At 70.7% G+C, this 23,794-nt stretch carries 18 protein-coding genes; 8 read left to right on the forward strand and 10 right to left on the reverse strand.

From position 1 onward, the window contains the following. The first annotated feature begins 8 nt into the window (after positions 1 to 8). From ACZ5T9_RS05005 to ACZ5T9_RS05020, 4 genes are all read left to right on the forward strand, one after another. Positions 9 to 929, forward strand: a complete 921-nt coding sequence (locus ACZ5T9_RS05005; RefSeq protein WP_464834208.1) for an ABC transporter permease — start codon at positions 9 to 11, stop codon at positions 927 to 929. 88 nt (positions 930 to 1,017) lie between these two features. Next, the gene (locus ACZ5T9_RS05010) at positions 1,018 to 1,818 is read left to right on the forward strand and encodes an ABC transporter permease (RefSeq protein WP_242823227.1); all 801 of its coding nucleotides are present in this window, start codon (positions 1,018 to 1,020) and stop codon (positions 1,816 to 1,818) included. A 183-nt stretch (positions 1,819 to 2,001) separates the two neighbouring features. Continuing rightward, positions 2,002 to 3,000: an ABC transporter ATP-binding protein gene (locus tag ACZ5T9_RS05015; RefSeq protein ID WP_464834209.1), complete on the forward strand. Its 999-nt coding sequence runs from the start codon at positions 2,002 to 2,004 to the stop codon at positions 2,998 to 3,000. A 1-nt stretch (position 3,001) separates the two neighbouring features. Further along, positions 3,002 to 4,093 carry an ABC transporter ATP-binding protein gene (locus tag ACZ5T9_RS05020; protein ID WP_464834211.1) on the forward strand — a complete coding sequence of 364 codons (1,092 nt, stop codon included), beginning with the start codon at positions 3,002 to 3,004 and terminating at the stop codon, positions 4,091 to 4,093. Between the two features lie 21 nt (positions 4,094 to 4,114). On the opposite strand, the gene ilvB is transcribed toward ACZ5T9_RS05020, so the two are convergent. From ilvB to ilvN, 8 genes are all read right to left on the reverse strand, one after another. Beyond that, a complete protein-coding gene (ilvB, locus tag ACZ5T9_RS05025; RefSeq protein ID WP_464834212.1) occupies positions 4,115 to 5,866 on the reverse strand; it encodes a biosynthetic-type acetolactate synthase large subunit in 1,752 nt (583 codons plus the stop codon). 365 nt (positions 5,867 to 6,231) lie between these two features. Further along, the gene (gene ilvD / locus ACZ5T9_RS05030) at positions 6,232 to 7,920 is read right to left on the reverse strand and encodes a dihydroxy-acid dehydratase (protein WP_464834395.1); all 1,689 of its coding nucleotides are present in this window, start codon (positions 7,918 to 7,920) and stop codon (positions 6,232 to 6,234) included. Positions 7,921 to 7,943: 23 nt separating this feature from the next. Beyond that, entirely contained in the window at positions 7,944 to 9,467 is a 1,524-nt protein-coding gene (gene leuB, locus ACZ5T9_RS05035; RefSeq protein WP_464834214.1) for a 3-isopropylmalate dehydrogenase, read from the reverse strand. A gap of 246 nt (positions 9,468 to 9,713) precedes the next feature. Beyond that, positions 9,714 to 10,250 (reverse strand): 3-isopropylmalate dehydratase small subunit, encoded by a 537-nt coding sequence (locus tag ACZ5T9_RS05040; RefSeq protein ID WP_464834216.1) that lies wholly within the window; start codon positions 10,248 to 10,250, stop codon positions 9,714 to 9,716. A 79-nt stretch (positions 10,251 to 10,329) separates the two neighbouring features. Next, the gene (gene leuC / locus ACZ5T9_RS05045) at positions 10,330 to 11,631 is read right to left on the reverse strand and encodes a 3-isopropylmalate dehydratase large subunit (RefSeq protein WP_460039870.1); all 1,302 of its coding nucleotides are present in this window, start codon (positions 11,629 to 11,631) and stop codon (positions 10,330 to 10,332) included. A 148-nt stretch (positions 11,632 to 11,779) separates the two neighbouring features. After that, on the reverse strand, positions 11,780 to 13,063 hold the full coding sequence (locus ACZ5T9_RS05050; protein WP_464834217.1) for a 2-isopropylmalate synthase: 1,284 nt from the start codon (positions 13,061 to 13,063) through the stop codon (positions 11,780 to 11,782). A 68-nt stretch (positions 13,064 to 13,131) separates the two neighbouring features. Further along, on the reverse strand, positions 13,132 to 14,244 hold the full coding sequence (gene ilvC / locus ACZ5T9_RS05055; protein WP_464834218.1) for a ketol-acid reductoisomerase: 1,113 nt from the start codon (positions 14,242 to 14,244) through the stop codon (positions 13,132 to 13,134). 102 nt (positions 14,245 to 14,346) lie between these two features. Continuing rightward, positions 14,347 to 14,955 (reverse strand): acetolactate synthase small subunit, encoded by a 609-nt coding sequence (ilvN, locus tag ACZ5T9_RS05060; RefSeq protein ID WP_464834219.1) that lies wholly within the window; start codon positions 14,953 to 14,955, stop codon positions 14,347 to 14,349. A gap of 1,235 nt (positions 14,956 to 16,190) precedes the next feature. On the opposite strand from ilvN, the gene aceA reads away from it, so the two are divergent. Beyond that, complete coding sequence (gene aceA, locus ACZ5T9_RS05065) at positions 16,191 to 17,579, forward strand: isocitrate lyase (RefSeq protein WP_464834220.1); 1,389 nt, start codon at positions 16,191 to 16,193, stop codon at positions 17,577 to 17,579. A 765-nt stretch (positions 17,580 to 18,344) separates the two neighbouring features. Beyond that, complete coding sequence (locus ACZ5T9_RS05070) at positions 18,345 to 19,085, forward strand: hypothetical protein (RefSeq protein ID WP_464834222.1); 741 nt, start codon at positions 18,345 to 18,347, stop codon at positions 19,083 to 19,085. Between the two features lie 180 nt (positions 19,086 to 19,265). Here the strand turns inward: ACZ5T9_RS05070 and ACZ5T9_RS05075 are convergent, their stop codons facing one another. Then, positions 19,266 to 19,514, reverse strand: coding sequence for a hypothetical protein (locus tag ACZ5T9_RS05075; RefSeq protein WP_460039864.1), 249 nt, complete (start codon positions 19,512 to 19,514; stop codon positions 19,266 to 19,268). Positions 19,515 to 19,810: 296 nt separating this feature from the next. Next, positions 19,811 to 20,851, reverse strand: coding sequence for a prephenate dehydratase (locus tag ACZ5T9_RS05080; RefSeq protein WP_464834224.1), 1,041 nt, complete (start codon positions 20,849 to 20,851; stop codon positions 19,811 to 19,813). A gap of 236 nt (positions 20,852 to 21,087) precedes the next feature. Between ACZ5T9_RS05080 and ACZ5T9_RS05085 the strand changes: the two genes are divergently transcribed. Together ACZ5T9_RS05085 and ACZ5T9_RS05090 are read left to right on the forward strand one after the other, a co-directional pair. Then, on the forward strand, positions 21,088 to 21,948 hold the full coding sequence (locus ACZ5T9_RS05085) for a DinB family protein (protein WP_460039862.1): 861 nt from the start codon (positions 21,088 to 21,090) through the stop codon (positions 21,946 to 21,948). A 205-nt stretch (positions 21,949 to 22,153) separates the two neighbouring features. Beyond that, positions 22,154 to 23,716 (forward strand): FAD-binding oxidoreductase, encoded by a 1,563-nt coding sequence (locus ACZ5T9_RS05090; RefSeq protein WP_464834225.1) that lies wholly within the window; start codon positions 22,154 to 22,156, stop codon positions 23,714 to 23,716. The last annotated feature ends 78 nt before the right edge of the window (positions 23,717 to 23,794 follow it).

A 23,794-nucleotide genomic window follows, 5' to 3' on the forward strand; every position in this document is an offset into this window, starting at 1 on the left:
GATCGTCGATGAAACGGTACATCGTGAAGCGCCTGTTGGCAGCCGTGATCACCTTGCTCGGCGTCACCTTCGCCGTGTTCCTCACCGTGCGGCTCATTCCGGGTGACCCGGCGGTGGTCATCGCCGGCCCTATGGCGAGCGCCCAGGAGGTCGAGCGCATCCGCACCCAGCTGGGACTCGACCGGCCGTTCCTGGAGCAGTACGGGGCCTACCTTTCCCGGCTGATCCGGGGTGACCTGGGTGTTTCGGCCCGTACCCAGCAACCGGTATTGCGTGAGATCCTGGCGCGGCTGCCCTACACCCTGGAACTGGCATTGGTGAGCGGTGCCCTGGCGACGGTAACGGGGGTGGCGGCGGGGGTGATCGCCGCCACCCGCCGCTACACGCTGTTCGACTACCTGGCCTCGTTTGGCACCCTGCTCGGTGTCTCGATGCCGGTCTACTGGCTGGGCCTCCTGCTCATCGTGCTCTTCGCCGTGCGCCTGCAGTTGCTGCCTGCGGCGGGGGCGGACGAACCGGCGAGCATCGTGTTGCCGGCCTTGACCCTCACTGCCTATTCGGTCGCGCTGGTGGCACGGATGACCCGGGCCACGATGTTCGAGGTGCTGGAGCAGGACTACGTGCGTACGGCATGGGCCAAGGGATTGCCGCGGCGGCGCATCATCTACCGGCATGCCCTGCGTAACGCGCTGGTCCCCATCGTCACCGTGGTCGCGCTGCAGTTCGGCGCCCTGCTGGGCGGTGCGGTTCTCACCGAGTCCGTGTTCGCGTGGCCGGGCATCGGCCTGCTGCTGGTGGACTCCATCTTTGCCCGGGATTTTCCCATGGTGCAGGGCATCGTCCTGATCTACTCGACCATGATCATCCTTTTGAATCTTGGGGTGGATCTGCTCTATGCCTACGTTGACCCCCGGATCCGCTACGGTTGAGACGGCGCCCATGGCACCCGAGGGCCGGGTACCCGAGCGGGCGCGGCGCGGGGCGTTCTGGCGGCGGTTTCGTCGCAACAGGCCGGCGGTGGTCGGACTGGTCATCGTGGTGCTGCTCACGTTGCTGGCCATCCTGGCGCCCGTGCTGACGTCCCACGACCCGCAGGCCCAGAAGCTCTCGGCCGTCTTCCAGCCGCCGTCGCGAGAGCATCCGCTGGGGACCGACCACCTGGGACGGGATATGGCCGCGCGGCTCCTCTACGGGGCGCGCTACTCCCTGGCGATCGGTGCCCTGGCGGTGGCCATCGGTTTGGCCGTGGGGGTTCCTCTGGGGGTCGTGTCCGGGTACTACGGGGGCTTCGTCGATCTGATCATTCAGCGGGTGACGGACATCTTGCTCTCGTTCCCGACCTTCCTCCTGGCCCTGTTGCTGGTGGCCGCGCTGGGCGTCGGCGTCGAGAATGCCGTGCTGTCGGTGGGCATCGGGACGATCCCGGCCTTTGTACGGATCGTGCGGGGGGTCGTGCTGGTGCTCAGAGAGCAGCCCTACGTGGAAGCCGCCCGTTCCATCGGGGTCTCGGACGGGCGTGTGATCTTCCGTCACATCCTGGTCAACGCGTGGCCCCCGGTCATCGTGCAGGCGACTCTGAGCATGGGTTCGACCATCCTCGTCGCCTCCGGCCTCGGGTTCCTGGGCCTGGGCGTGCCCCCGGGGACCCCCGAGTGGGGCGCGATGCTGGGCGAGGGCCGGCAGTATATCTTTAGCGCCTCCCACCTGGCGACCATCCCCGGTGTTGCCATCTTCCTGGCCGTGCTCGCCTTCAACCTGGTCGGCGATGGGTTGCGGGATGCCCTGGACCCGCGCCTGCGGAACGTCAAGGCCGCATGAGCGATGGGAGGTGGCCTGGCCGGCGCCGCCCCGATGCGGGTTCCTGAGGACGCTCGGGCAGAGTCGAGGGCTGCGACTGTGCACGGCAGGGGGGCAGGGCCGGGCTGCGGCGGCAGGTACCGGGCCGATGTGGCCACGTTATGTTTTGCGTCTTGTGGCTGGTTGGACGGAGCGTGAGAACGCATGCAACAGGACTGCTTGTTGGAGATCCGCGGTCTACGGACAAGCTTCCAGACGGAAGAGGGGCTGGTTCCCGCCGTCCACGGTGTCGATCTCGCCATTCGTCGTGGCGAGACCCTGGCGGTGGTGGGGGAATCGGGTTGTGGCAAGAGCGTGACGGCTCTCTCCATCCTGCGTCTGATTCCCTCACCCCCGGGCCGGATCGAGGCGGGACAGATCATCTTCGAGGGGCGCGATCTCCTCCGCCTGTCCGAAGAGGAGATGCGGCGCATCCGCGGCAACGAGATCGCCATGATCTTTCAGGAGCCCATGACCTCCCTCAACCCGGTCTTCACCGTCGGAGACCAGATTGCCGAGGTGTTCATGTTCCACCGGGGCATGAGCCGTCGGGACGCCCTGGAACAGGCGGTGGAGATGCTCCGGCACGTGGGCATCCCGGCGCCGGAGCGGCGGGTGCGAGAGTACCCGCACCAGATGTCGGGCGGGATGCGGCAGCGGGTCATGATCGCCATGGCCCTGGCCTGCCATCCCAAGCTCCTCATCGCCGACGAGCCGACCACGGCCCTGGACGTGACCATCCAGGCCCAGATCCTCGACCTGATGCGCCGGCTCAAGGAGGAGCTGGGCATGGCCATCCTGCTCATCACCCACGACCTGGGCGTGGTGGCGGAGATGGCGGAGCGGGTCGTGGTGATGTACGCCGGCCGGGTGGTGGAGGAAGGCGACGTGTACTCGATTTTCCGCAATCCCGTCCACCCGTACACGGAAGGCCTCCTACGCTCCATCCCGCGCCTCGACGAAGACCGGGAGCGGCTGCCCGCCATCGAGGGCACCGTACCGAGCCCTGGGCAACTGCCCCGGGGGTGCCCGTTCCACCCGCGCTGCCCCTATGCCACGGACACCTGCCGGGAGGTCGAACCCCGCCTGGAACCGCTGGGCGAGGGGCGGTACGCGGCCTGCCACCTGGCGGCGGAGCGCCTGACCGGGGAGGGGGTGGGCTGAGATGGCGGCCGAAGTGGCGACGCGATTCCCGGAGGAGGCCGTGCGGCCCCAGCAGGAGGTCCTGGTGCAGGTCCGGGATGTGCGTAAGTGGTACCCCGTCACCGGGGGCGGGCTGTTTTCCACCGTGATCGGCCACGTCAAGGCGGTAGACGGCGTCAGCTTTGACATCTTCCGCGGGGAGACCCTGGGTCTGGTGGGCGAGTCGGGCTGCGGCAAGACCACCCTGGGCAAGGTGATCCTGCGGCTGCAGGAGCCCACCGCCGGTTCCGTGCTGTTCGAGGGCCGGGACGTGTTCAAGATGAAGCCCGAGGAACTCCGCCGGCTGCGCCGCGAGATGCAGATCGTGTTCCAGGACCCCTACGCCTCCCTCAACCCGCGGATGACGGTGGAGGAGATTATCGGAGAGCCTCTCGAGGTCCACGGCGTCGCGCGGGGCCCGGCCAAGCGGAAGCGCGTCAAGGAGCTCTTGGAAGTGGTCGGCCTGTCTCCGGCCCACGCCCACCGCTACCCCCACGAGTTCTCGGGCGGCCAGCGGCAGCGCATCGGCATCGCCCGGGCCCTGGCCCTGAACCCCAAACTGATCGTATGCGACGAGCCCGTGTCGGCCCTGGACGTGTCCATCCAGGCCCAGATCCTCAACCTCCTGGCCGACCTGCAGAGGGAGTTCGGTCTCACCTACCTGTTCATCGCCCACGGCCTGGCGGCGGTGAAGCACATCTCCAACCGGGTGGGCGTGATGTACCTGGGGAAGCTGGTAGAGCTGGCGGACAAGCACGAGCTCTACCGCAATCCCCGGCACCCCTACACCGAGGCGCTGCTGTCGGCAATCCCCATCCCCGACCCTACGGTGAAGCGGGAGCGCATCATCCTCCAGGGCGACGTGCCCAGTCCCTTGAACCCGCCGCGGGGCTGCCGCTTCCACACCCGCTGCCCGTTGGCGGAGGAGATCTGCCGGGAGAAGGAGCCGCCGCTGGTGGACATCGGCGGCGGTCACTGGGTGGCCTGCCACCTGCGGGCGGGGGAGGGGGCGACGGCATCAGCCGGTGCCGCCGTATCCCACCGGCGGGTACCCGACGACGTTGTGGCCCGATAACGTTGCGGGGTAGCCTGCCGGCTACCCCACGATCATCTCCTTCAGCGCCGCCCCCGGCGGCACCATGGGCAGCACGTGCTCCTCTTGCCGCACCACGCAGTCCACCACCACCGGCCCCGGGCGGGCCAGGGCCTCGCGCACCGTCCCGGCCAGTTCGTCCGGGTGGGTGATGCGGAAGGCGGCGATGCCGTAGGCCTCGGCCAGCTTGACGAAGTCCGGCTGGTGCTCGAAGACGCTGGCCGACAGCCGCTGCCCGTAGAACAGGTCCTGCCACTGCCGCACCATGCCGTGGGCGCGGTTATTAATAACGAAGACTTTCACCGGTAGCCCTAGCTCGGCCAGCGTCGACAGCTCCTGGACGTTCATCTGGAAGCTGCCGTCGCCGTCGATGCACAGCACCCGGGCGTCCGGGCGGGCCAGCTGGGCGCCGAGGGCGGCGGGCAGTCCGTAGCCCATGGTGCCCAGGCCCCCGGAGGTTAAAAACTGCCGGGGCCAACGATAGCGGTAGAACATGGCCGCCCACATCTGGTGCTGGCCGACGCCGGTGACCACGAGGGCGTCACCGCCCGTGGCGCGCTCGAGCTCCTCGATCACCGCCTGGGGGAGCAGCTCGCGGCGGGCCAAGCCCCGGTCATAGCGGTAGGGGTGCGCCCGCTTCCAACCGTTCACCCGCTCGAGCCACGGGCTGCGATCGGCCCACGCGTCTGGAGGAACCCGGCCGAGGGCCGCCCCGAGCGCCTCGAGTCCCTCCCGGGCGCCGGCGGCGATGGCCACCCGTGGTGCCTTGACCTTCCCCAGTTCCGCGGCGTCGACGTCGATGTGGATGATGGCGGCCTCCGGGGCGAAGTCCGACACCCTGCCGGTCACCCGGTCGTCAAAGCGGGCCCCGACGGCGATCAGGCAATCGGTCTCGGTCAGGGCCATGTTGGCGGCGTAGGTGCCGTGCATGCCGGGCATGCCGAGGAAGAGGGGATGGTCGCCCGGCATGGCGCCCAAGGCCATGAGGGTGGTCGTGGTCGGAAGAACCGCCCCTTCGGCCAGCTGGCGCAGCGCCTCGGCGGCCCCGGCGACGATCACGCCGCCCCCGGCATAGAGCACGGGCCGGCGGGCGCGGGCGATGAGCCGGGCAGCCTCCTCGAGGCGCTCCGCGTCGTGCGGGCGAGGATGCCAGCGCCCAGGGGGGGTGGGTCGGGCGAGGCCCGTCCCGGAATCCGCGGCGGAATGCCCGAAACAAGATACCGAACGCCGCAACGGCCGGTCCCAGGCCCGAGGCGAGATGGTGGCCGTGAAGACGTCCTTGGGGATGTCCACCAGCACCGGCCCGGGGCGGCCGGATGCAGCCACGGCGAAGGCCTCCCGCAGGACGGCGGGTAGCTCCTCGGGGTCCAGCACCAGGTAGTTGTGCTTGGTCACCGGCATGCTGACACCGAAGGTATCGGCTTCCTGGAAGGCGTCGGTGCCGAGGAACGCCCGCCCCACGTTGCCGGTGATGGCCACCACGGGGACCGAATCCAGATAAGAGGTGGCCAGGCCGGTGATCAGATTGGTCGCTCCAGGGCCCGAGGTGGCGATGCACACCCCCACCCGCCCGCTGGCCCGGGCGTAGCCGTCCGCGGCCAGGGCGGCACCCTGCTCGTGGCGGGCCAGGACGTGGCGGATGGGGGCACCGTAGAGGGCGTCGTAGAGGGGCAGCACGGCGCCGCCGGGAATGCCGAACACCACCTCCACGCCCTGCTCGACCAGGACCCGCACCACCGCTTCCGCACCGGTCATGGGTGCACGCTCGCTACCGGCGGTCACGGGTGGATGCTCACTGCCGGCGGCGGGTGCCTGCCTGGTCCCGGCCGTGGCTGCCTCGGCTCCGTTCCACCAACTCACCCGGCCGTCCGAGGTTGTCTTGCTTGCCCCGTCGTCACCTGCTACCCTCGGCGCCGGGTTTCCGTTGGCAACCCGGCCATGGCCTGCTGCCGGCGCCGCCCGAAGGAGCCCGGACTGCCTCCCCTCCGGGTTGGGCACCCCCTCCGGGCCGGGCGGAGGTCCGTCCGCGGCGGTCGTCGAAGCTGGGCGGGCCGCGACTTGCTCGCCAGATGAAGACACGGTGCAACCCTCCTCAACCGATCGTCTTGTCGCCCATCCGGTCAACCCATCAGCACCGCGCCCGTGTTCGCCGAGGTCACCGCCCGGGCATACCGCGCCAGATAGCCCCGCGTCTCCCGCGGGGGCCGCGGCTGCCACCGCTCGCGGCGGCGGGCCAGTTCGTCCGGAGGAACCCGGAGCTCCAGGCGCCGGCCCGGGATGTCGATCTCGATGACGTCGCCCTCCTCGATCAGGGCGATGGGGCCGCCGGCCGCCGCCTCCGGGGAGACGTGGCCGACGGAGGCGCCGCGGGTGGCGCCGGAGAAGCGCCCGTCGGTGATCAGGGCCACCTCCCGGTCCAGGCCCATGCCCGCCAGGGCGGCGGTGACGGCCAGCATCTCCCGCATGCCCGGGCCGCCCCGGGGCCCTTCGTAGCGGATCACCACCACGTCGCCCGGGCGGATGCGGCCCCGGCGAATGGCCTCGGCCGCCTCTTCCTCCCCGTCGAAGACGCGGGCCGGCCCGCGGTGGCGCAGCATGGCGGGGTGGACCGCCCCCTGCTTGACCACGGCGCCGTCGGGGGCCAGGTTGCCCCGCAGCACCGCCAGGCCGCCCTCGGGGCTGTGGGGTTCTTCCAGCGGCCGGATGACCTCGGAGCGCCAAGCTCGCGCCCGCAGGATGCGCCGCTCGGCGGCGGCCAGGTTCTCGGCCACGGTGCGGCCCGTCACGGTCAGCACCGAGCCGTCAATGTGCCCGCCCCGCAGCAGCTCGGCCATCACCGCCTGGATGCCGCCCGCCTGGTGCAGGTCCTGGATGTGGTGCGGGCCGGCCGGCGAGAGCTTGCAGAGCTGCGGCGTGGAGCGGCTGATCTCGTCGATCAAATCCAGGTTGATGACGTCTGCCAGCCCGGCCTCGTAGGCGATGGCCAGCAGGTGCAGCACCGTGTTGGTGGAGCAGCCCAGGGCCATGTCCACGGCCAGGGCGTTGCGGAAGGCGGCCTCGGTCAGGATGTCCCGAGCCCGGATGCCGCGGCGCACCAGCTCCATCACCTGCATGCCCGCCTGCTTGGCCAGGCGCAGCCGGGCGGCTTCCACCGCCGGGATCGTGCCGTTGCCGGGCAGGCCGAGGCCGATGGCCTCGGTGAGGCAGTTCATGGAGTTGGCGGTGAACATGCCCGAGCAGGAACCGCAGGTGGGGCAGGCGGCCTCCTCCAGCTCGAAGAGTTCCTCGGCGGTGATGCGGCCCGCCTGGAACGCGCCGACGCCTTCGAAGACGGTGGCCAGGTCCACCGCCCGGCCGAACACGTTGCCGGCCATCATGGGCCCGCCGCTGACCACCACCGTGGGCAGGTTCAGCCGGGCCGCGGCCATGAGCATGCCGGGCGTGATCTTGTCGCAGTTGGGGATCAGTACCAGGCCGTCCAGCTGGTGGGCCTCGGTCACCGTCTCGATGGAGTCGGCGATCAGCTCGCGGCTGGGCAGGGAGAAGCGCATGCCGCGGTGGCCCATGGCGATGCCGTCGTCGACGCCGATGACGCCGAACTGGATCGGCGTGCCGCCGGCTATGCGGATGCCGTCACACACCGCCCGGGCGATGTTGTCCAGGTGGACGTGGCCGGGGATGATCTCGTTGCGGCTGTTCATCACCCCGATCAGCGGCCGGCGCAACTCCTCGTCGGTGTAGCCCATGGCCTTGAAGAGGGAGCGGTGGGGGGCGCGGTGGAACCCCTCCACCACCTCCCGGCTGCGCAGGGTGGCCGTTTCCGTCAAGGGCGTCACGCTCCCTTCCCTGCCCCGGGCAGGCTCCCGGCCCCCGCCCGGGTGCGGGCCTTCGACTCCGCCCGGCGGCCGGCGGGGTGGCGGGTCCGGTGGCTACAGCGGTGGCCGCTGGAGGTCGCCCCGGCCGGGGGCGGGGCGACCGGCGCCACCCCCGGGGCCGCCGGGTCCGGTTCGTCCGGAAGGACCGGCCGGAAGCCGTGGTCGCCGGCGATCCAGGACACGGCCAGGTTGTCGCCGGCCACCCCGGGGCCGGAAGCGGCCGGGGCAGCGGCGGCGGAAAGGGAAGATCCCGGCACAGCCGCAGGAGGCGTCTCTCCCGTGGTCCCGGCCGTCCCACCGGGGGAACCCTCCCCGGGCGGCGCGGGATCAGCGGGCTCTACCGGATCCCAGAAGGCCACCTGCAGCGGCGCGTCCACAGGCTCCAGGGGCGCGGGAGCCAGCCGCTCCCTGACCTTCAGGGCCACGGCCCGGCCCACCTCTTCCGTTCCGGCTACGGGAGCGCCGGGCGGGGCGATGTCGGGCGTCCACGGGCCGTAAGCCAGCACCTCGTCGATGGCGTCCTCCACGGCCCGGGCCTCCCGCTCCAGACCGAAGGCATACCGGAGCATCAGGGCGGCGGAAGCGATGGCGGCCAGGGGATTGGCGATGCCCCGGCCGGCGATGTCGGGCGCCGAACCGTGGACCGGCTCGAAGAGGGGCGGCCGCCCCGGCAGGCCCAGGCTGGCCGAGGGCAAGAGGCCCAGGGAGCCGCAGAGGGCGGCGGCCAGGTCGCTCAGGATGTCGCCAAAGGTGTTTTCCGTCACCAGGACGTCGAACCGGCCGGGGTTGCGGACCAGCTGCATGGCGGCGTTGTCGACCAGCATGTGCTCCAGCTCCACATCGCCGAACTCCTCCGCCACCGCCTCGGTGACCCGGCGCCACAGCCGCGAGGTCTCCAGCACGTTGCTCTTGTCCACGGACACCACCCGGCGCCGCCGGCCCCGGGCCAACTGGAAGGCCATGCGCACGATGCGCTCGATTTCCGGCGTGGTGTAGACCATGGTGTCGTAGGCCCTCTCGCCGAAGGGCTCCTGCTGGAGGCCCCGCTCGCCGTAGTAGAGGCCGCCCGTCAGCTCCCGGACGATCAGCACGTCGATGCCGGTCCCCACCACCTCGGGCCGCAGGGGCCCCCGGCCGGCCATGGCCGGATGAACCCGCACCGGCCGCAGGTTGGCGTAGGCGCCCACCGCCTTCCGCAGCCGGAGCAGGCCCGTCTCGGGCCGGCGGGCCGCCGGTTCGCGGTCCCAGCGGGGGCCGCCCACCGCACCCAGCAGGATGGCGCCGGCCGCCAGGCATGCCTGTTCCGTCTCGGGCGGCAGGGGATCGCCGGTGGCCTCCACCGCGGCGCCGCCGATGGGGGCTTCGGTGAAGTCGAAGGCGATGCCCGTCGCCGCGCCCACGGCCTCGACCACCCGCACGGCTTCCCGGATCACCTCAGGCCCGATGCCGTCGCCCGGCAGGACGGCGATGCGACAGGTCATGTTCCTCGCCCCCTCCACCAGCTTCCGGCCGCCGTGCGGCCGCCGTCTGGTGCGGTCGTGGCTCCTGCTGTGGGACGCCCTGCTAGCGTGGCGGGACCTGTTGCCGGAGCAGGATCTGCCGCCGCGGCAGCCCTTGGTCCTGTGGGATGCCCCGCCGCCCCGGCGACTCGGGCGCGGGCACCGCCTGCGGCCGTCGTCGCAACGGCCGCCGCGGGACCCGCGGCCACCCTGCTGCCAGCGGAAACACTACCGGCCGGCGGCGCCACGGCCGGCACCCCCTCCGCCGCCCCCGGCGCCCTGGGCGGCCAGCTTGCGCCGGGCATACTCCACCAGCCCGCCGCAGCGCAGGATCTCCTGCATGAAGGGCGGGAAGGGAGCGGCCTGGAAGGTCTCGCCCGTGGCCACCCGGCGGATGGTGCCGGTGGCCAGGTCGACCTCCACCTGCTCCCCCGTCTCCAGGGCCGCCACCGCGTCCGGGCACTCCAGGATGGGCAGCCCCACGTTGATGGCGTTGCGGTAGAAGATCCGGGCGAAGGAGCGGGCGATGACGCACTGCACCCCGGCGGCCCGGATGGCCACCGGCGCGTGTTCCCGCGACGAGCCACAGCCGAAGTTGCGCCCGGCGACGATCACGTCGCCCGGCCGGACGCCAGAGGCAAAGCTGGGGTCCAGGTCTTCCATGCAGTGGGCGGCCAGCTCGGCCGGATCGGTGGTGAAAAGGTATCGCGCCGGGATGATCACGTCGGTGTTGATGTCGTCGCCGTACTTCCACACGCGGCCCACGGCCGCCACCTCCTCATCCGTCCTGGGACGAACCGGCCGCCGGCCGGCAGGCCCACCGGCGGCCGCACCGGCCGGCGCCTCACGCCACCCCGGCCACCTCTTCGTAGCGGATGCCGAGTTCCTCCGGATGGCACAGCCGGCCCGCCACCGCCGAGGCCGCGGCCACCGCCGGGTTGGCCAGGTAGGACTCCGACTCGGGGTGGCCCATCCGGCCGACGAAGTTGCGGTTGGAGGTGCTGACGCACCGCTCGCCCTTGCCGAGCACGCCCATGTGCCCGCCCAGGCAGGGCCCGCAGGTGGAGGCACTGACCACGCACCCGGCGGCCATGAAGATCTCGATCAGCCCCTCCTTGAGGGCCTGCAGGTAGATGTCCCGGGAGGCCGGGATGACGATGGCCCGCACCTCCGGGTGGACCCTCCGGCCCCGCAGGATGCGGGCGGCGGTGCGCAGGTCGTCCAGGCGCCCGTTGGTGCAGGAGCCGATGAAGACCTGGTCGATGGGGACCCGCTCCACCTGGCTCAGGGGCCGCACGTTGTCGGGCGACCAGGGCAGGGCCACCTGGGGCTCGATCCGGGCGGCGTCGAACTCGTACACCTCGGCGTATTCCGCGTCGGGGTCGGACCAGACGGGGCTGCAGGGCCGCTGGGCCCGCCGCGCCACGTAGTCCAGGGTCCGCTGGTCAGGATTGAAGATGCCGTTCTTGCCGCCGGCCTCGATGGCCATGTTGGCCATGGCCAGCCGCCCGTCCATGCTGAGGTCGGCCAGGGCCTCGCCGGTGAACTCCATGGCCTTGTAGGTAGCGCCGTCGCAGGAGATGCGGCCGATGGTGTAAAGGATCAGATCCTTGCCCGTCACCCAGGGCTGCAGCCGGTTGTAGTAGACGAACTTCAGCGTCTCGGGCACCTTGAGCCACGTCTCGCCGGTGGCCATGGCGTAGGCCAGGTCGGTGCTGCCCACGCCGGTAGAGAAGCAGCCCACGGCCCCGTAGGTGCAGGTGTGGGAGTCGGCCCCCAGCACCAGCTCGCCGGGAAGAACCAGCCCGCGGTCGGGCAGCAGGGCGTGCTCGATGCCCTCGCCCATCTCGTAGTAGTGGACCAGCCCCTGCTCCCGGGCGAACTCCCGCGCCACCTTGCACTGGTCGGCGCTGCGGATGTCCTTGCTGGGGGCGAAGTGCGACAGGACGATGGCCACCCGCTCGGGATCGAAGACCCGGGTCGCCCCCATCTCGCGGAAGGCGCGGATGGCCAGGGGCGCGGTGATGTCGTTGGCCATGAGGAAGTCGACCCGGACCTCCACCAGCTGGCCGGGTTCGACCCAGGGGACGCCGGCGTGGGCGGCCAGGATCTTCTCGGTGATGGTCATGGGGCGCTGGGCCGCCATGGGATGAACCTCCTTCGCAGGGGCCGGTACCCCGGCCGGCGAATGTTCATAGGCTGGGCATGCGGCCGGCCGTCCGGGCTGGGGACCCGGCCGCACGCCCGGTCTTGCGGGGGTCGCCCCCGTGCTTGCCACGGCCCGCTTCGGGGGGTCAGGCGCCGTGGGCAAGCCGGGATGCGGCCCCGCTCTCTTGCTGGCGTTCCTCCAGCACCTGGGCCGCCAGCCGCGCCAGGGCCTCCTTGCTGACGAACTCCCGTCGGTCGGCAAGGGCCTTGAAGCGGCGGAACACCTCGCGGAAGGCGTCCTCGGGCAGGCTGAAGCCCAGGCGCTCCAGCTCGACCCGCACGGCGTGGCGGCCGGAGTGCTTGCCCAGCACCAGCTGGGAGCCGCCGGCGCCCACCGCCTCGGGCCGGATGATCTCGTAGGTGAGGGGATTCTTGATCACCCCGTCCTGGTGGATCCCCGACTCGTGGGCGAAGGCGTTGGCGCCCACCACCGCCTTGTTGGGCGGAACGGGCACCCCGGTCAGGCGGGAGACCACCTGGCTGGCGGGAACCAGCTGCCGGGTGTCGACCCCGGTGGTGGCGCCGAAGACGTCGCCCCGCACGGCCAGGGCCATCACCACCTCTTCCAGGGAGCAGTTGCCCGCCCGCTCGCCGATGCCGTTGATGGTGCACTCCACCTGGCGCACGCCCACCCGCACCGCCGCCAGGGCGTTGGCCACGGCCATGCCCAGGTCGTCGTGGGTGTGGGCGCTGAAGACCACCCGCTCCGGCCGCGGCACCCGGGCCATCACCTCCTGGAACATCTGGGCGTAGGTCCAGGGCGTGGCGTAGCCCACGGTGTCGGGCAGGTTGATGGTGCCGGCGCCGGCCTCGATGGCGGCCGCCGTCACCTCGGCCAAGAAGCCCACGTCGCTGCGGGTGGCGTCCTGGGCGGAGAACTCCACGTCCGGGCAGAGCGACCGGGCGTAGCCCACCATCTCCTCCACCAGCCGCAGCACCTGGTCCTCGGTCATGCGCAGCATGGCCTCCAGGTGGATGGGCGAGGTGGAGACGAACACGTGGATCCGCGGCCACCGGGCGTGACGGATGGCCGCCCAGGCCCGGTCGATGTCCACCGTCGCCGTTCGCGCCAGGGCCGCGATGGTGGGACCATGGACCTCCGCCGCGATGCGGCTCACCGCCTCGAACTCGCCGTCGGAGGCGACGGGGAAGCCGGCCTCGATGATGTCGACCCCCAGGGCCGCCAGCCAGCGGGCCACCTCCACCTTCTCGTCCACCGTGAGGGCGACGCCGGGCGTCTGCTCGCCGTCCCGCAGGGTGGTGTCAAAGATCCGCACCCGGTCCCGGTCGAACCCGGCGTCCCCGCCGTGGGCCGAGCCGGCGGTGCAAGCCATGGGGGTCCGCGTAACCTCGCCAACCCCATCCGCCATGGGGCATCCCTCCCTCTGGGGTGCGGGCCGGAGCCGGTTCGTCCCGCTCCGGCCGGTACCGGGCCGGGCTAGCCCGCCCGGGCCGCCGGGGCGGCCGCCGTCGCAGCCGCCGGGGTCGCCGGGGCCTCCTCAAGGGCCCGTGCCTCCGTACCCGCCGCCGGCCCCTGGCCGGCCGCCTCAGGGGCACCATCCTCCCGGGGCAGCCAGTCCATCATGGCCCGCAGCCGGCGGCCCACCGCCTCGATGGGGTGCCGGGCCTCCTGGGCGCGGCGGGCGTTCATCACCGGCCGGCCGGCCTGGTTCTCCAGGATCCACTCCCGGGCAAAGGCACCGCTCTGGATCTCGGCCAGGATCTCCCGCATCCGCTGCCGGACCCCGGCGTCGATGATCCGCGGCCCGCGGGTGAGGTCACCGTACTCGGCCGTGTCGCTGATGGAGTAGCGCATGCGGGCCAGGCCGCCCTCGTACATCAGGTCCACGATGAGCTTCAGCTCGTTGAGGCACTCGAAGTAGGCGATCTCGGGCTGGTAGCCGGCCTCGACCAGCGTCTCGAATCCCGCCTTGACCAGCTCCGTCACGCCGCCGCAGAGCACCGCCTGCTCGCCGAAGAGGTCGGTCTCCGTCTCCTCCTGGAAGGTGGTCTCGATGACCCCCGCCCCGGTGCAGCCGATCCCCCAGGCGTAGGCCAGGGCCAGCTGCCGGGCCTGCCCCGTGGCATCCTGGGCCACGGCCAGCAGCCCGGGCACGCTGCGCCCTTCCCGGACGAACCGGCGCAGCAGGTGGCCGGGCGCCTTGGGCGCCACCATGAAGACGTCGACGCCGGGCGGCGGCTGGATCTGGCCGAAATGGACGTTGAAGCCGTGGGAGAAAGCCAGGGCCTTGCCCTCGGTCAGGTGGGGGGCGATGGCCTCCTGGAAGACGGCGGGCTGGCGCTCGTCGGGGATCAGCATGACCACCACATCGGCGCCGGCGGCCGCCTCGGCCGGGGTGCAGGTGGGGAAGCCGTCGGCCCGGGCCCGGTCGGCGCTGGGGCCCGGACGGATGCCGATCACCACCTCGACGCCTCGGTCCCGCAGGTTCTGGGCCTGGGCGTGGCCCTGGCTGCCGTAGCCGATGACGGCGACCCGCCGCCGCCGGATAAGTTCCGGGTTTGCGTCCCGGTCGTAGTAGATCGTCGCCAAGGTGCTCCCTCCCATCCTTGGTTACGCCTTTCGCTCTCCTGGACGGTGGGGCCGGGGTTCCGGCGGGCATCCATCCCGGACCGTGCCGGTGGCCGGCACCGCTCAGGGGCCGGATCCCGCGGCCAGGGCGGGGGAGAAGGCGCCGGCCCCGGCGGGGAGCGGTTCCTCCTCCCCGGAAGGCTCCCAGGAGGGCCCCGGCGTGCCTGCAGGCGCTACGACCGCTGCCGCCAGCACCTGCGAACCCCGCGCCAGGGCCGCCACCCCCGTCCGCATCACTTCCACCGGCCCGAACTCGCGGGCCAGGCCGAGGAAGGCGTCGAGCTTGGCGGGGTCGCCGGTGACCTCCAGCACCAGGGAGCGCGGGGCCACGTCGACCACCCGGGCGCGGAAGACCTGGGCCATCTGGAGCAAGTCGGCCCGCCGGGCAGGATGCTCCAGCAGCACCTTGACCAGGGCCAGTTCCCGCCCCACCGCCCGGGACGGTTCGGCCACCTCGACGCCGGCCACGTCCACCAGGCGGGCCAGCTGGGCCGCCAGCCGGTGGGCCCGGTCGGCCGGTTCGTCCAGGACCAGGTTGACGCGGACGAACCCGGCGGGCCCGGCGGGGCCGGTGGCCAGGGAGCGGACCCGGTACCGGCGGCTCTCATAGACGCCGAGGATGCGGCGGAGGACGCCGGGCCGGTCGGCGGCCAGCACCATGACGTGGATCAAGGGTTCACCTCCTTTCGCCGGCCCGGGGCCGGCCAGCCCCGCTGGAGGGCTGGAAAAACCAAGGCGCTCTTCGCCCCGGGCCCATCGGGCCGGGGGCGAAGAGCGCCGCTTCGCGGTACCACCCCGGTTGCCGCCGCCTCGCGGCGGCGGCCTTGGCGGGTGGCGGCGGGCGGAACTGCGGGTCGCCGGTGTCGCCGGCGTACCGGTGTTGCCGGTATGCCGGTGGCCCGGGCCGCGGGTATCCCGTTTCCCGGTGTCCGGGTGTCCCGGTGTCCGGGCCGCCACCCTCGGGTTAACGACGACCTCCTGGACCGTCCCCGGCAGGGGCCCCGGCGGGAGGATACCGGCCGGGCGGCGGGGACGGGGGGGGAGACCGCCGGATCCGGCTAGGGGCCTGAAGGCCCTTCACCGGAACGGCTCCAGGGCGAGTTCCCCGGTTCCTCGGCGCCGGTTTGCACCAGCCACCGGCTCTCTGCAGCCGGGCTTGCCGGGTACTGCTCCCCTTCACGGCCGCTGAACTGGCCTTGGGCTGTCAACCTGGCCGGGCGTCGCCGCCGGGCACCCCCTGGCGCCGCCTGGACCGGCCAGGGCAAAGGGACAACGGCGAGAGGTAATAAGAAACCCCGAGCGGCACAGGCGCCAACCGGGGTTGGGAACCTGCCGCTCGGGGCTTTTATCCCCACGGTGTCCCGCCGGCGGAACCGGCGGGTTGCGCCGCTTGGTCCAGTCCACCGGCGGCGGGCCGCTTTCCGGAGACCGTTGAGACCGGTCTCCCCGCGACCCGGATGGCGGGTCCGCCAGGTCCCCGGAACCCCGGGGACGCAGTGGGCCGCCACAACGCCGGTGCGGAACCCTAGGCGCACTTCCCAAACCGACTCGGACCGCTCTCTATCGAGATGCTGGGTGTCCGTGTCAGGTTTGACCTGGATTATAACACCGGCTACGGGGGTGTCAACCCACTCCACCGAAGGATGCAGGGTTAAGGTTTGTTAATGTTCGGCGCTCGAGGGTTGGGTGTCCAGGGCTGGCCAGGGCCGGGAGCGCCTGCAGGGTCCGGCCACCGTGAGGAAAGGCGCGGCCAGGGGGCCGGGGCCGCCTCTTGCCGTCCGCCCCCGTTCCCGGCCCCTTCGGTGAGCCAGGACCACCGTTTGCCGGCGGGCCATTGCCTCTGTCACCCCTCCCGCCGTACGTGGTAAGGGAACAGTTCTCACCCACACCCACCGGGAGGGATCCCCGTGAGCATCCGCAACGGCAAGCCCAGGGCCGGGGAGCCGGCCGGCTCGGCGGCACCGCCGCACCCCGACCGGCGGCCCCTGGAGGAGCGGATCCGGCAGGAGGCCGCCCAACTGGAGGAGGAGTGGCGGACCAGTCCCCGCTGGCAGGGCATCCGGCGCAACTACTCGGCCGAGGACGTGGTCCGGCTGCGGGGTTCGATCCGGGTCGAGTACAGTCTGGCCCGCCAGGCCGCGGAACGGCTGTGGCAGCTCCTCCACAGCGAGGATTACGTGGCCGCCCTCGGTGCCCTGACCGGGGCCCAGGCGGTGCAGATGGTGAAGGCAGGGCTCAAGGCCATCTACCTCAGCGGCTGGCAGGTGGCCGCCGACGCCAACCTGGCCGAGCAGATGTACCCCGACCAGAGCCTGTACCCCGCCAACAGCGTGCCGGCGGTGATCCGGCGGATCAACAACGCCCTCCGCCGGGCCGACCAGATCCACTGGTCCGAGGGGGACGACTCCATCCACTGGCTCGCCCCCATCGTGGCCGACGCCGAGGCGGGCTTCGGCGGGCCCCTCAACGCCTTCGAGCTGATGAAGGCCATGATCGAGGCCGGGGCGGCCGGGGTCCACTACGAAGACCAGCTGGCCTCCGAGAAGAAGTGCGGCCACATGGGCGGCAAGGTGCTGGTGCCCACCAGCCAGTTCATCCGCACCCTGACCGCCGCGCGCCTGGCGGCCGACGTGTGCGGCGTGCCCACGATCCTGATCGCCCGCACCGACGCCCTGGGGGCCACGCTGCTGACCAGCGACGTCGACCCCTATGATCAGCCGTTCATCACCGGTGAGCGGACGCCCGAGGGCTACTTCCGGGTGCGCAACGGGATCGAGGCGGCCATCGCCCGCGGCCTGGCCTACGCGCCCTACGCCGACCTCCTGTGGTTCGAGACGGCCAAGCCCGATCTCGAGGAGGCGCGCCAGTTTGCCGAGGCGATCCACCGCCAGTTCCCGGGCAAGCTTCTGGCCTACAACTGCTCGCCGTCCTTCAACTGGAAGCGCCACCTGGACGACGACACCATCGCCCGCTTCCAGCGGGAACTGGCCGCGATGGGCTACAAGTTCCAGTTCATCACCCTGGCGGGTTTCCACGCCCTCAACGCCTCCATGTTCGAGCTGGCCCACGGCTACGCCCGCACCGGCATGACCGCCTACGTCAAGCTGCAGCAGCGGGAGTTCGAGCTGGAGGAACTCGGCTACACCGCCACCCGGCACCAGCGCGAGGTGGGGACGGGCTACTTCGATCGGGTCTCGGAGGTCATCTCGGGCGGGCAGTCGTCGACCCTGGCGCTGAAGGGGTCGACGGAGGAGGAACAGTTCGAGGAGGTGCCCCGGGCAGCCCGGGGAGCGTGAGGCAACGTCGGTCGGCAGGGGCGGCTCGTAACGCCGGTCGGGTGCCCACTGCGGGCCCGGGTCCGACGGATGGGCAGTCTCGGATGCACCGCGGAGAAAGCCGGCAGGACGGGACCGCGGGAATCCAACCCAACCGAGGTATACCAGGATCGGCGAAGAGGGGTGTGCCGCAGCGCAGCGGACGTGGGAAGGGCCGGGGAGGACCCGGCCCTTCGGCATTCGCCATCGACTCGGATCTGAAGTCGCGTCGGGAGGCCAGCCACTCCTCGTGTTGCTCCAGACCGTCGAGCCGGTGTTCGAGCAGATCAAGGCGGTGCCAGCAGCCGACCGCTTTCTCGAACGGGTCAAATGCAAGTCATATGCGTCGAAACGACTCAGGCGTGGTATCTATCACTCGCCTCCACAAACCGACTCCAAGGGTATTTGTGCGCTGAGTCGGTGGGCTCCCTTGTCGCCTTGTGCTACAGCGAGGGGTTCTGTTTTCGGAGTTCATGATACAAGCCTCTATGGCAGAAATGATCTATCTGAGGAAGGAATAATCGTTCCGAATGAGGTATTGTTTTAACCATTCCGGCGCTGATGATGTTGCTGGTTCGTGCAGGAGGCCAGGGAGGCCGAGGTTCGCGAACAAATCGAAGTGACGGGTGAGCAAGAGCGAGGTCTCCCGTGTATGTGCCGAACGGGACGAGCGGATGGAGCGCTTTTCGCAATCGAGGTGAAAATATGTGGCGGTTAACCTCAGGCGTTACTCGCGTTGCTGTGCTGGTGGCAGTGGCAGTCTTTGCAGTTGTAAACACGACGTACGCTGACGCACCGCCTGATGTTGTCCAGGGCATTAAGGACGACATCCCATATGTGCGGGTTGTGTTGGCAGGCGAACCGCAACATTTTGGACTTACAAAACTGAGTGATGCGGATAACGTAACTTTCGGCGAGGGCTTTCGCGTCCACTATGTCTCTGAGCAAGGTGTTATCGACGCATCAACGGACGTGGATGACATCATTAAGCCCTATCCAAGCCTCCATATTTTCCCAATTTACGTGAATGCAAATCCGGTTGGCATCGCATGGGCACAAAGGGTCGGTGATGAGTGGAAGATTATTGGGGTATCAAGTGACTCGCGGTTTGCGAATGACGTACGAGAGGCTCAACGGATACTTGTGGCCAATGGTATTACTGGGCAAATGCGATTGGTCTATGACGAGGGACATAGAATAGTTGGTCTTGTGGGGGTCGACAGCCGTGGCAACAGCCGGTTTGCGCCCATGCGTGACATAAGCATGTATAATCTTCCCTCGTCGCAAGTCGTGGATATGGAGCGGTTGGTGAGTGAGGTTCGACAGAGAATACAGTCGTCTTCTGATAAGGGTGCTGTTGGTGGGCCTACTGGTGTTAGTTCAGAACCCGAGCATGCTATGCCGAATCCGGTATGGGCCGGATTTGGAGCGGGTGCGCTGGCAGTTATTGTCGGATCACTCTGGTGGGTACGACGGCGGGTGAGATGAGGAGAAACCGCCACCTGCGGGATGCTTGTCGTTCCCTAGCCACCGCTTGTCAAGGATGAGAGCCCCGGACGGGGAGTTGACCCAAGGGCGTCTGCCGCGGGTCTTTCGAAAGGACGCAGGTCCCCCCGGCCTCCACGGGGACGTTCTGTCCGGGAGGGGTCCAAGAGGGCCCGAGCCGGTTCACCGGGCCATCCTGGCGAACACCCGGGACAGGATCAGGCTCCCCACCCCGGCGGCGATCAGCAAGAGGCCCACAGCCAGTTGGAACGGTCCGCTGCCCAGATGGCTAAAGGGGTAGGGTCCGCGGATGATCCACAGGTACCGCTCCGGATCGCCGTGGACGAACCAGTAGACGAGCAGGGGGCTAATGAAGAAGATGAGCGCCATCCCCAAAAACAGTGACGACAGCCCCTGAACCAGCGATTTCATCGCACGCCCCTTGACGCTCTGGCCCATGACCACGCAGACCCTCCGGAGTTGATCGCTTCTGGCATGGTACCGGAACCATCTTACGGCAGAATGTCGGTTCCATGACCCCGTGGTGACGGACCCATCCTGGTGACGGATACATCGGCCAGGCCCCACCACACGGTTGGGAAGGCGCCCCGGTGGCCAGGGCCGGCAACGGCCGCGGCGTGGTGACGCCATGCCCGACCCTTGCCCGATCCTGGCCCGGCCCTGGACCCCGGACCGGTAGGGCCTCAACGGTCGAGGACTTGCAGGTGTCAATGCCCGGCGTCAGCATCATGGACCTGCCACACGCGGTAGCTGCCCATGATGCGGACGTAGGTCGCCTGCCGCCGCAGCTCCTCGATCGCCTCCCGCACCCGCGGTTCCTCCAGGCTTCCCTCCAGATCGGCGAAGAACATGTACTGCCAAGACCCGCCAGGTTCCGGCCGGGCCGTCAGCTTCGTCAGGTTGATCTCCCGCCGGGCGAAGGCGCCCAGGCAGCGGTAGAGGGCGCCCGGACGATCCTCGCCGACGAACAGCAGGGACGTCTTGATCTGGCCCGGGACCAGCCGGCTGCCCGCCGGCAGGCCAGGGGTCCCGGGCTCTGCGGGGCGGCGCTGCCCGGTACCAGGACCCTCCCCTTCCTTCGGATCCGCCGTCCCGGCCTGCATGCCGGCAGCATCCAGGCCCTGGGGGCCCTGCCAGCGGCGCAGGCCGGGCGGGTTCGCTGGTTCCGCCGGTGCCGCGGCGGCCGGTTCGTCCCGTTCCAGGTGGAAGAACCGGGTCACGTTGCCGGCCGAGTCCTGGATGTCTTCGGCCAGCACCTCAAGGCCGTAGTGGGCGGCGGCCTGGTGGGAGGCGATGGCCGCCAGGTCCTGGCGGCCGGTTTCCGCCACCTGCCGGGCCGCGGCGGCGGTGTCGTAGACCGGTTCGGCGATGAGGCCGTGGCGGTGGAGGAACTCGCGGCACTGGGCTAGGGCCTGGGGATGGGACCGGACGGCCCGCAGGTCACCGAGCCGGGTGCCGGGTCGCGCCAGCAGGCAGTGGCGGACGGGCAGCTGCAGCTCGCCTCGGACTCGCACGGGGTACCGGCGCAGCAGGTCGTATACCTCGCCCACGTCGCCGGCGTAGGAGTTTTCCACCGGCAGCATGGCAGCCGCCACGGCCCCCGCCACCAGGCGGTCGAAGGCGTCGGCGAAGGCCGGGCAGGGCACGGGCTCGGCATCCGGCCCGAAGTAAGCACGAACCGCCACTTCGCTGAAAGCGCCCCGCTCGCCCTGAAAGGCGACGGGCAGCAACAAGGCGGAAGGATCCACAGTGCAGCCTCCCCTGGGGCGGGTGCCAGGCCGCCCCCTCTCCTTCCCGCAGGCGCTGTCGCAGCCGGCACCCGGTGCCGTCCCCCGGGGTGTCCGGCGGCGGGGGTATTACCTGCAAAGGTATCACGACCCGTTCCGCCGAACCATCCCTCGATCGACGCCGCAGGGCCCCAGGGGCAGGGTGGCAGGGCCGGTTCTTCCAGGTCCACGGTGCCGTGCGGCAAGGAGGGGATTCCATGTCGTCTGTTCGGCCGTCCCTGGCGCTGCTGCGCGTCCAGGACCTGGACCGGTCGGTCCGTTTTTACCGGCAACTGGGCTTCCGCATCTGCACCTACGATCCCGAAGCGGGCGTGGCTGTGGTCGACCCTGTCGATGGGCATCCCTTCACCCTGGCGCTGCCCGGCGTCGACGCCACACCCTGGCTCCATGAGGTCTTTGAAGAACTGGCCGAAGGCCGGCAGCTCTATCTGGGGGCTCCTGGAGGCAACCTGGAGGCCTTTGTTCACCGGCTGCGCGATCAGGGCCTGCCGGTTCCACCGCCGGAGCAGGCGCCGGACGGGAGCCTCGTCCTCGGGCTGCAAGATCCCGACGGTCACCGGCTGTCCTTCTGGCAGGGGCCGGAATGGACCGATGAGGAGTTGCTGGTCATCTACACCAGCGCGCCCGATCGCCTCAGCCAAGCCCTTGCCGGCCTGACCGGCGACCAGCTGGACCTGGCCCGGGCCCCCGGCAAGTGGACGATCCGGCAGATCGTCCACCACATCGCCGATTCCGATGCATCAAGTCTGATCCGCATCTTGATGTGCCTGGCCGAGCCGGGCCGCCCGTACAACAACAACCCCTATGACCAGGACATCTGGGTCGAGCGCCTGGACCACGCCCACCGGCCCATCGAGCCGTCCCTCGCCCTGATCGCTTCCATCCGCCACCACGTGGCGGCCCTGGTGCGTCACCGGCCGGAAGCGCTGGACGGCGCCGTGGAGCCGACCCTGGGTGCTCCGATGACGGCTCGCGAACTGATTGCCATGCTGGCCAGCCATGCCTTGCACCACATTGCCCAGATTGCCGAAACACGGCGAGTCCACGGCCTGGGCTAAGCTTGGGCTGACTTGGCCCCGGCGGCGGACCCGCGTCCCGCCTGCCGGTTCCTCCCGCTCGAAGGGCAACGGGGCGGTAGGCCACCAGGTTGGCGGCAGGCCACCCGGTCGGCGGTAGGCCACCCGGGAGAGCCCGGCACCGCCTCTTGCCCTGGTCGCCCGCTCCCGGATTAAGGTAAAGATAGCCGTAAGCGGAGGGATCGGCATGGATGGCGAGGGTTCCCGTGGGACGGAACCGGTTGCCTTACCCGAAGCGCTGCGTCGAGAGCTTTGCGACCTGGTGGGAGCCCACCACGTGAGCGTCGACCCCCATGACCTGGAATGGGCCGCCATGGACTTCGCCGGCGGCTACCGGCTGGGACGAACGGGCGGGCAGGCCCGCCGCCCGCTGGCGGTGGTGCGCCCCGGTGACACCGGGGAGGTCCGGCAACTGGTCCTCTGGGCGGAGCGCCACCGCATCCCCCTGGTGCCCCGGGGCGGCGGCACCGGGGTGATGGGGTCGGCCGTCCCGCAGCAGCCGGCGGTGGTGGTCGACCTGACGCGGCTCGACGACGTGGTGGTGCACCCCGACGACCTGCTGGCCGAGGCCGGCGCCGGTGCGACCCTGGCCGCCGTCGACGCGGCCCTGCGGCGCCACGGCCTGGCCCTGGCCCACGACCCCTGGAGCGTGGGCATCGCCACCGTGGGCGGCGCCATCGGCACCGACGGGGTCGGCTACCTGGCCGGTCGCTGGGGCAGCATGGGCCAGCAGGTGGTGGCCCTGGAGGTGGTGCTGCCCGGCGGGCAGGTGGTGCGGACCCGGCCTGTCCCCAAGCCTCCGGCGGGTCCCGACCTGCGGGCGCTCTTCGCCGGCAGCCAGGGGACCCTGGGCATCGTCACCCGGGCCTGGATCCGGGCCGTGGGCGTGCCGGAGGTCATGCTCTTCCGGAGTTACCGCTTCCGGGGCTTCGACCCCGGCTTTGAGGCCGTGCGGGCCATGTGGCGGGCCGGGGTCATCCCGGACCTGCTCGACTTCACCGACGACGTGCCTGCAGCGGTCGAACTGGAGCCGGGTTACGAGGACGACCTGGGCCGCACGGGCCTTCTGCATCTGGGGTTCTTCGGGCTGGCGGAGGAGGCCCGCGGCCGGGCCGCGGCGGCCGCCCGCATCGCCCGCCAGTTCGGCGCCCGGGACCTGGGGGACGAACCGGCCCGCCGCTTCTGGGAGCGGCGCCACGAAATCGCCGAAGAATTCGCCCTGCCCGTGGTGCAGGCCCGTGATGCGCGGCGGCGCTGGCAGCAGGGCGCCTTCGACTACATCAATCTGGCTTTGCCGGCCAGCCAGGTCATCCCCTTCCGGCGCGAGGCCCTGGCCCGCATCGCCCAGGACCCCCGCTTCCGGGCCGGAGAGACGGGCCTGTGGGGTCGTCCCGAAGTGTTCTCCCTGCTGGTCAGCGCCGCGGTCGACGAGGCCGGCGGGGACGCCTGGGAAGCCCCCTGGACGGCCGAGGATGCGGCGGCCATGGAGTCGCTGATGCACGATCTGCTGCGCATGGCCCAGGCCCGGGGCGGCAACATGGAGTGCCTCCACGGCACGGGGCTGAAGCTGCTGCCGCTTTTGGCCGACGAGTACGGCCCGGCGCTGGACGTGATCCGCAAGATCAAGGGGGCCCTGGATCCCCTCGACCTGATGAACCCGGGCAAGTGGGGCGAGCCCATGGTGACCCGCCCGGCCGCCGGCGAGCCCCTCCGCCCGGCGGTGCACCCCGGCTGGACCAGCCGGGCGTGAGGCCCGGGCCCCCTGGGTTGCGGCCCGGGACGGCACCGCGCTCGAGGTGTTCGGGGGGCCGGGTGGCAAGCCAGGGCG

Source organism: Thermaerobacter nagasakiensis (assembly GCF_055396825.1).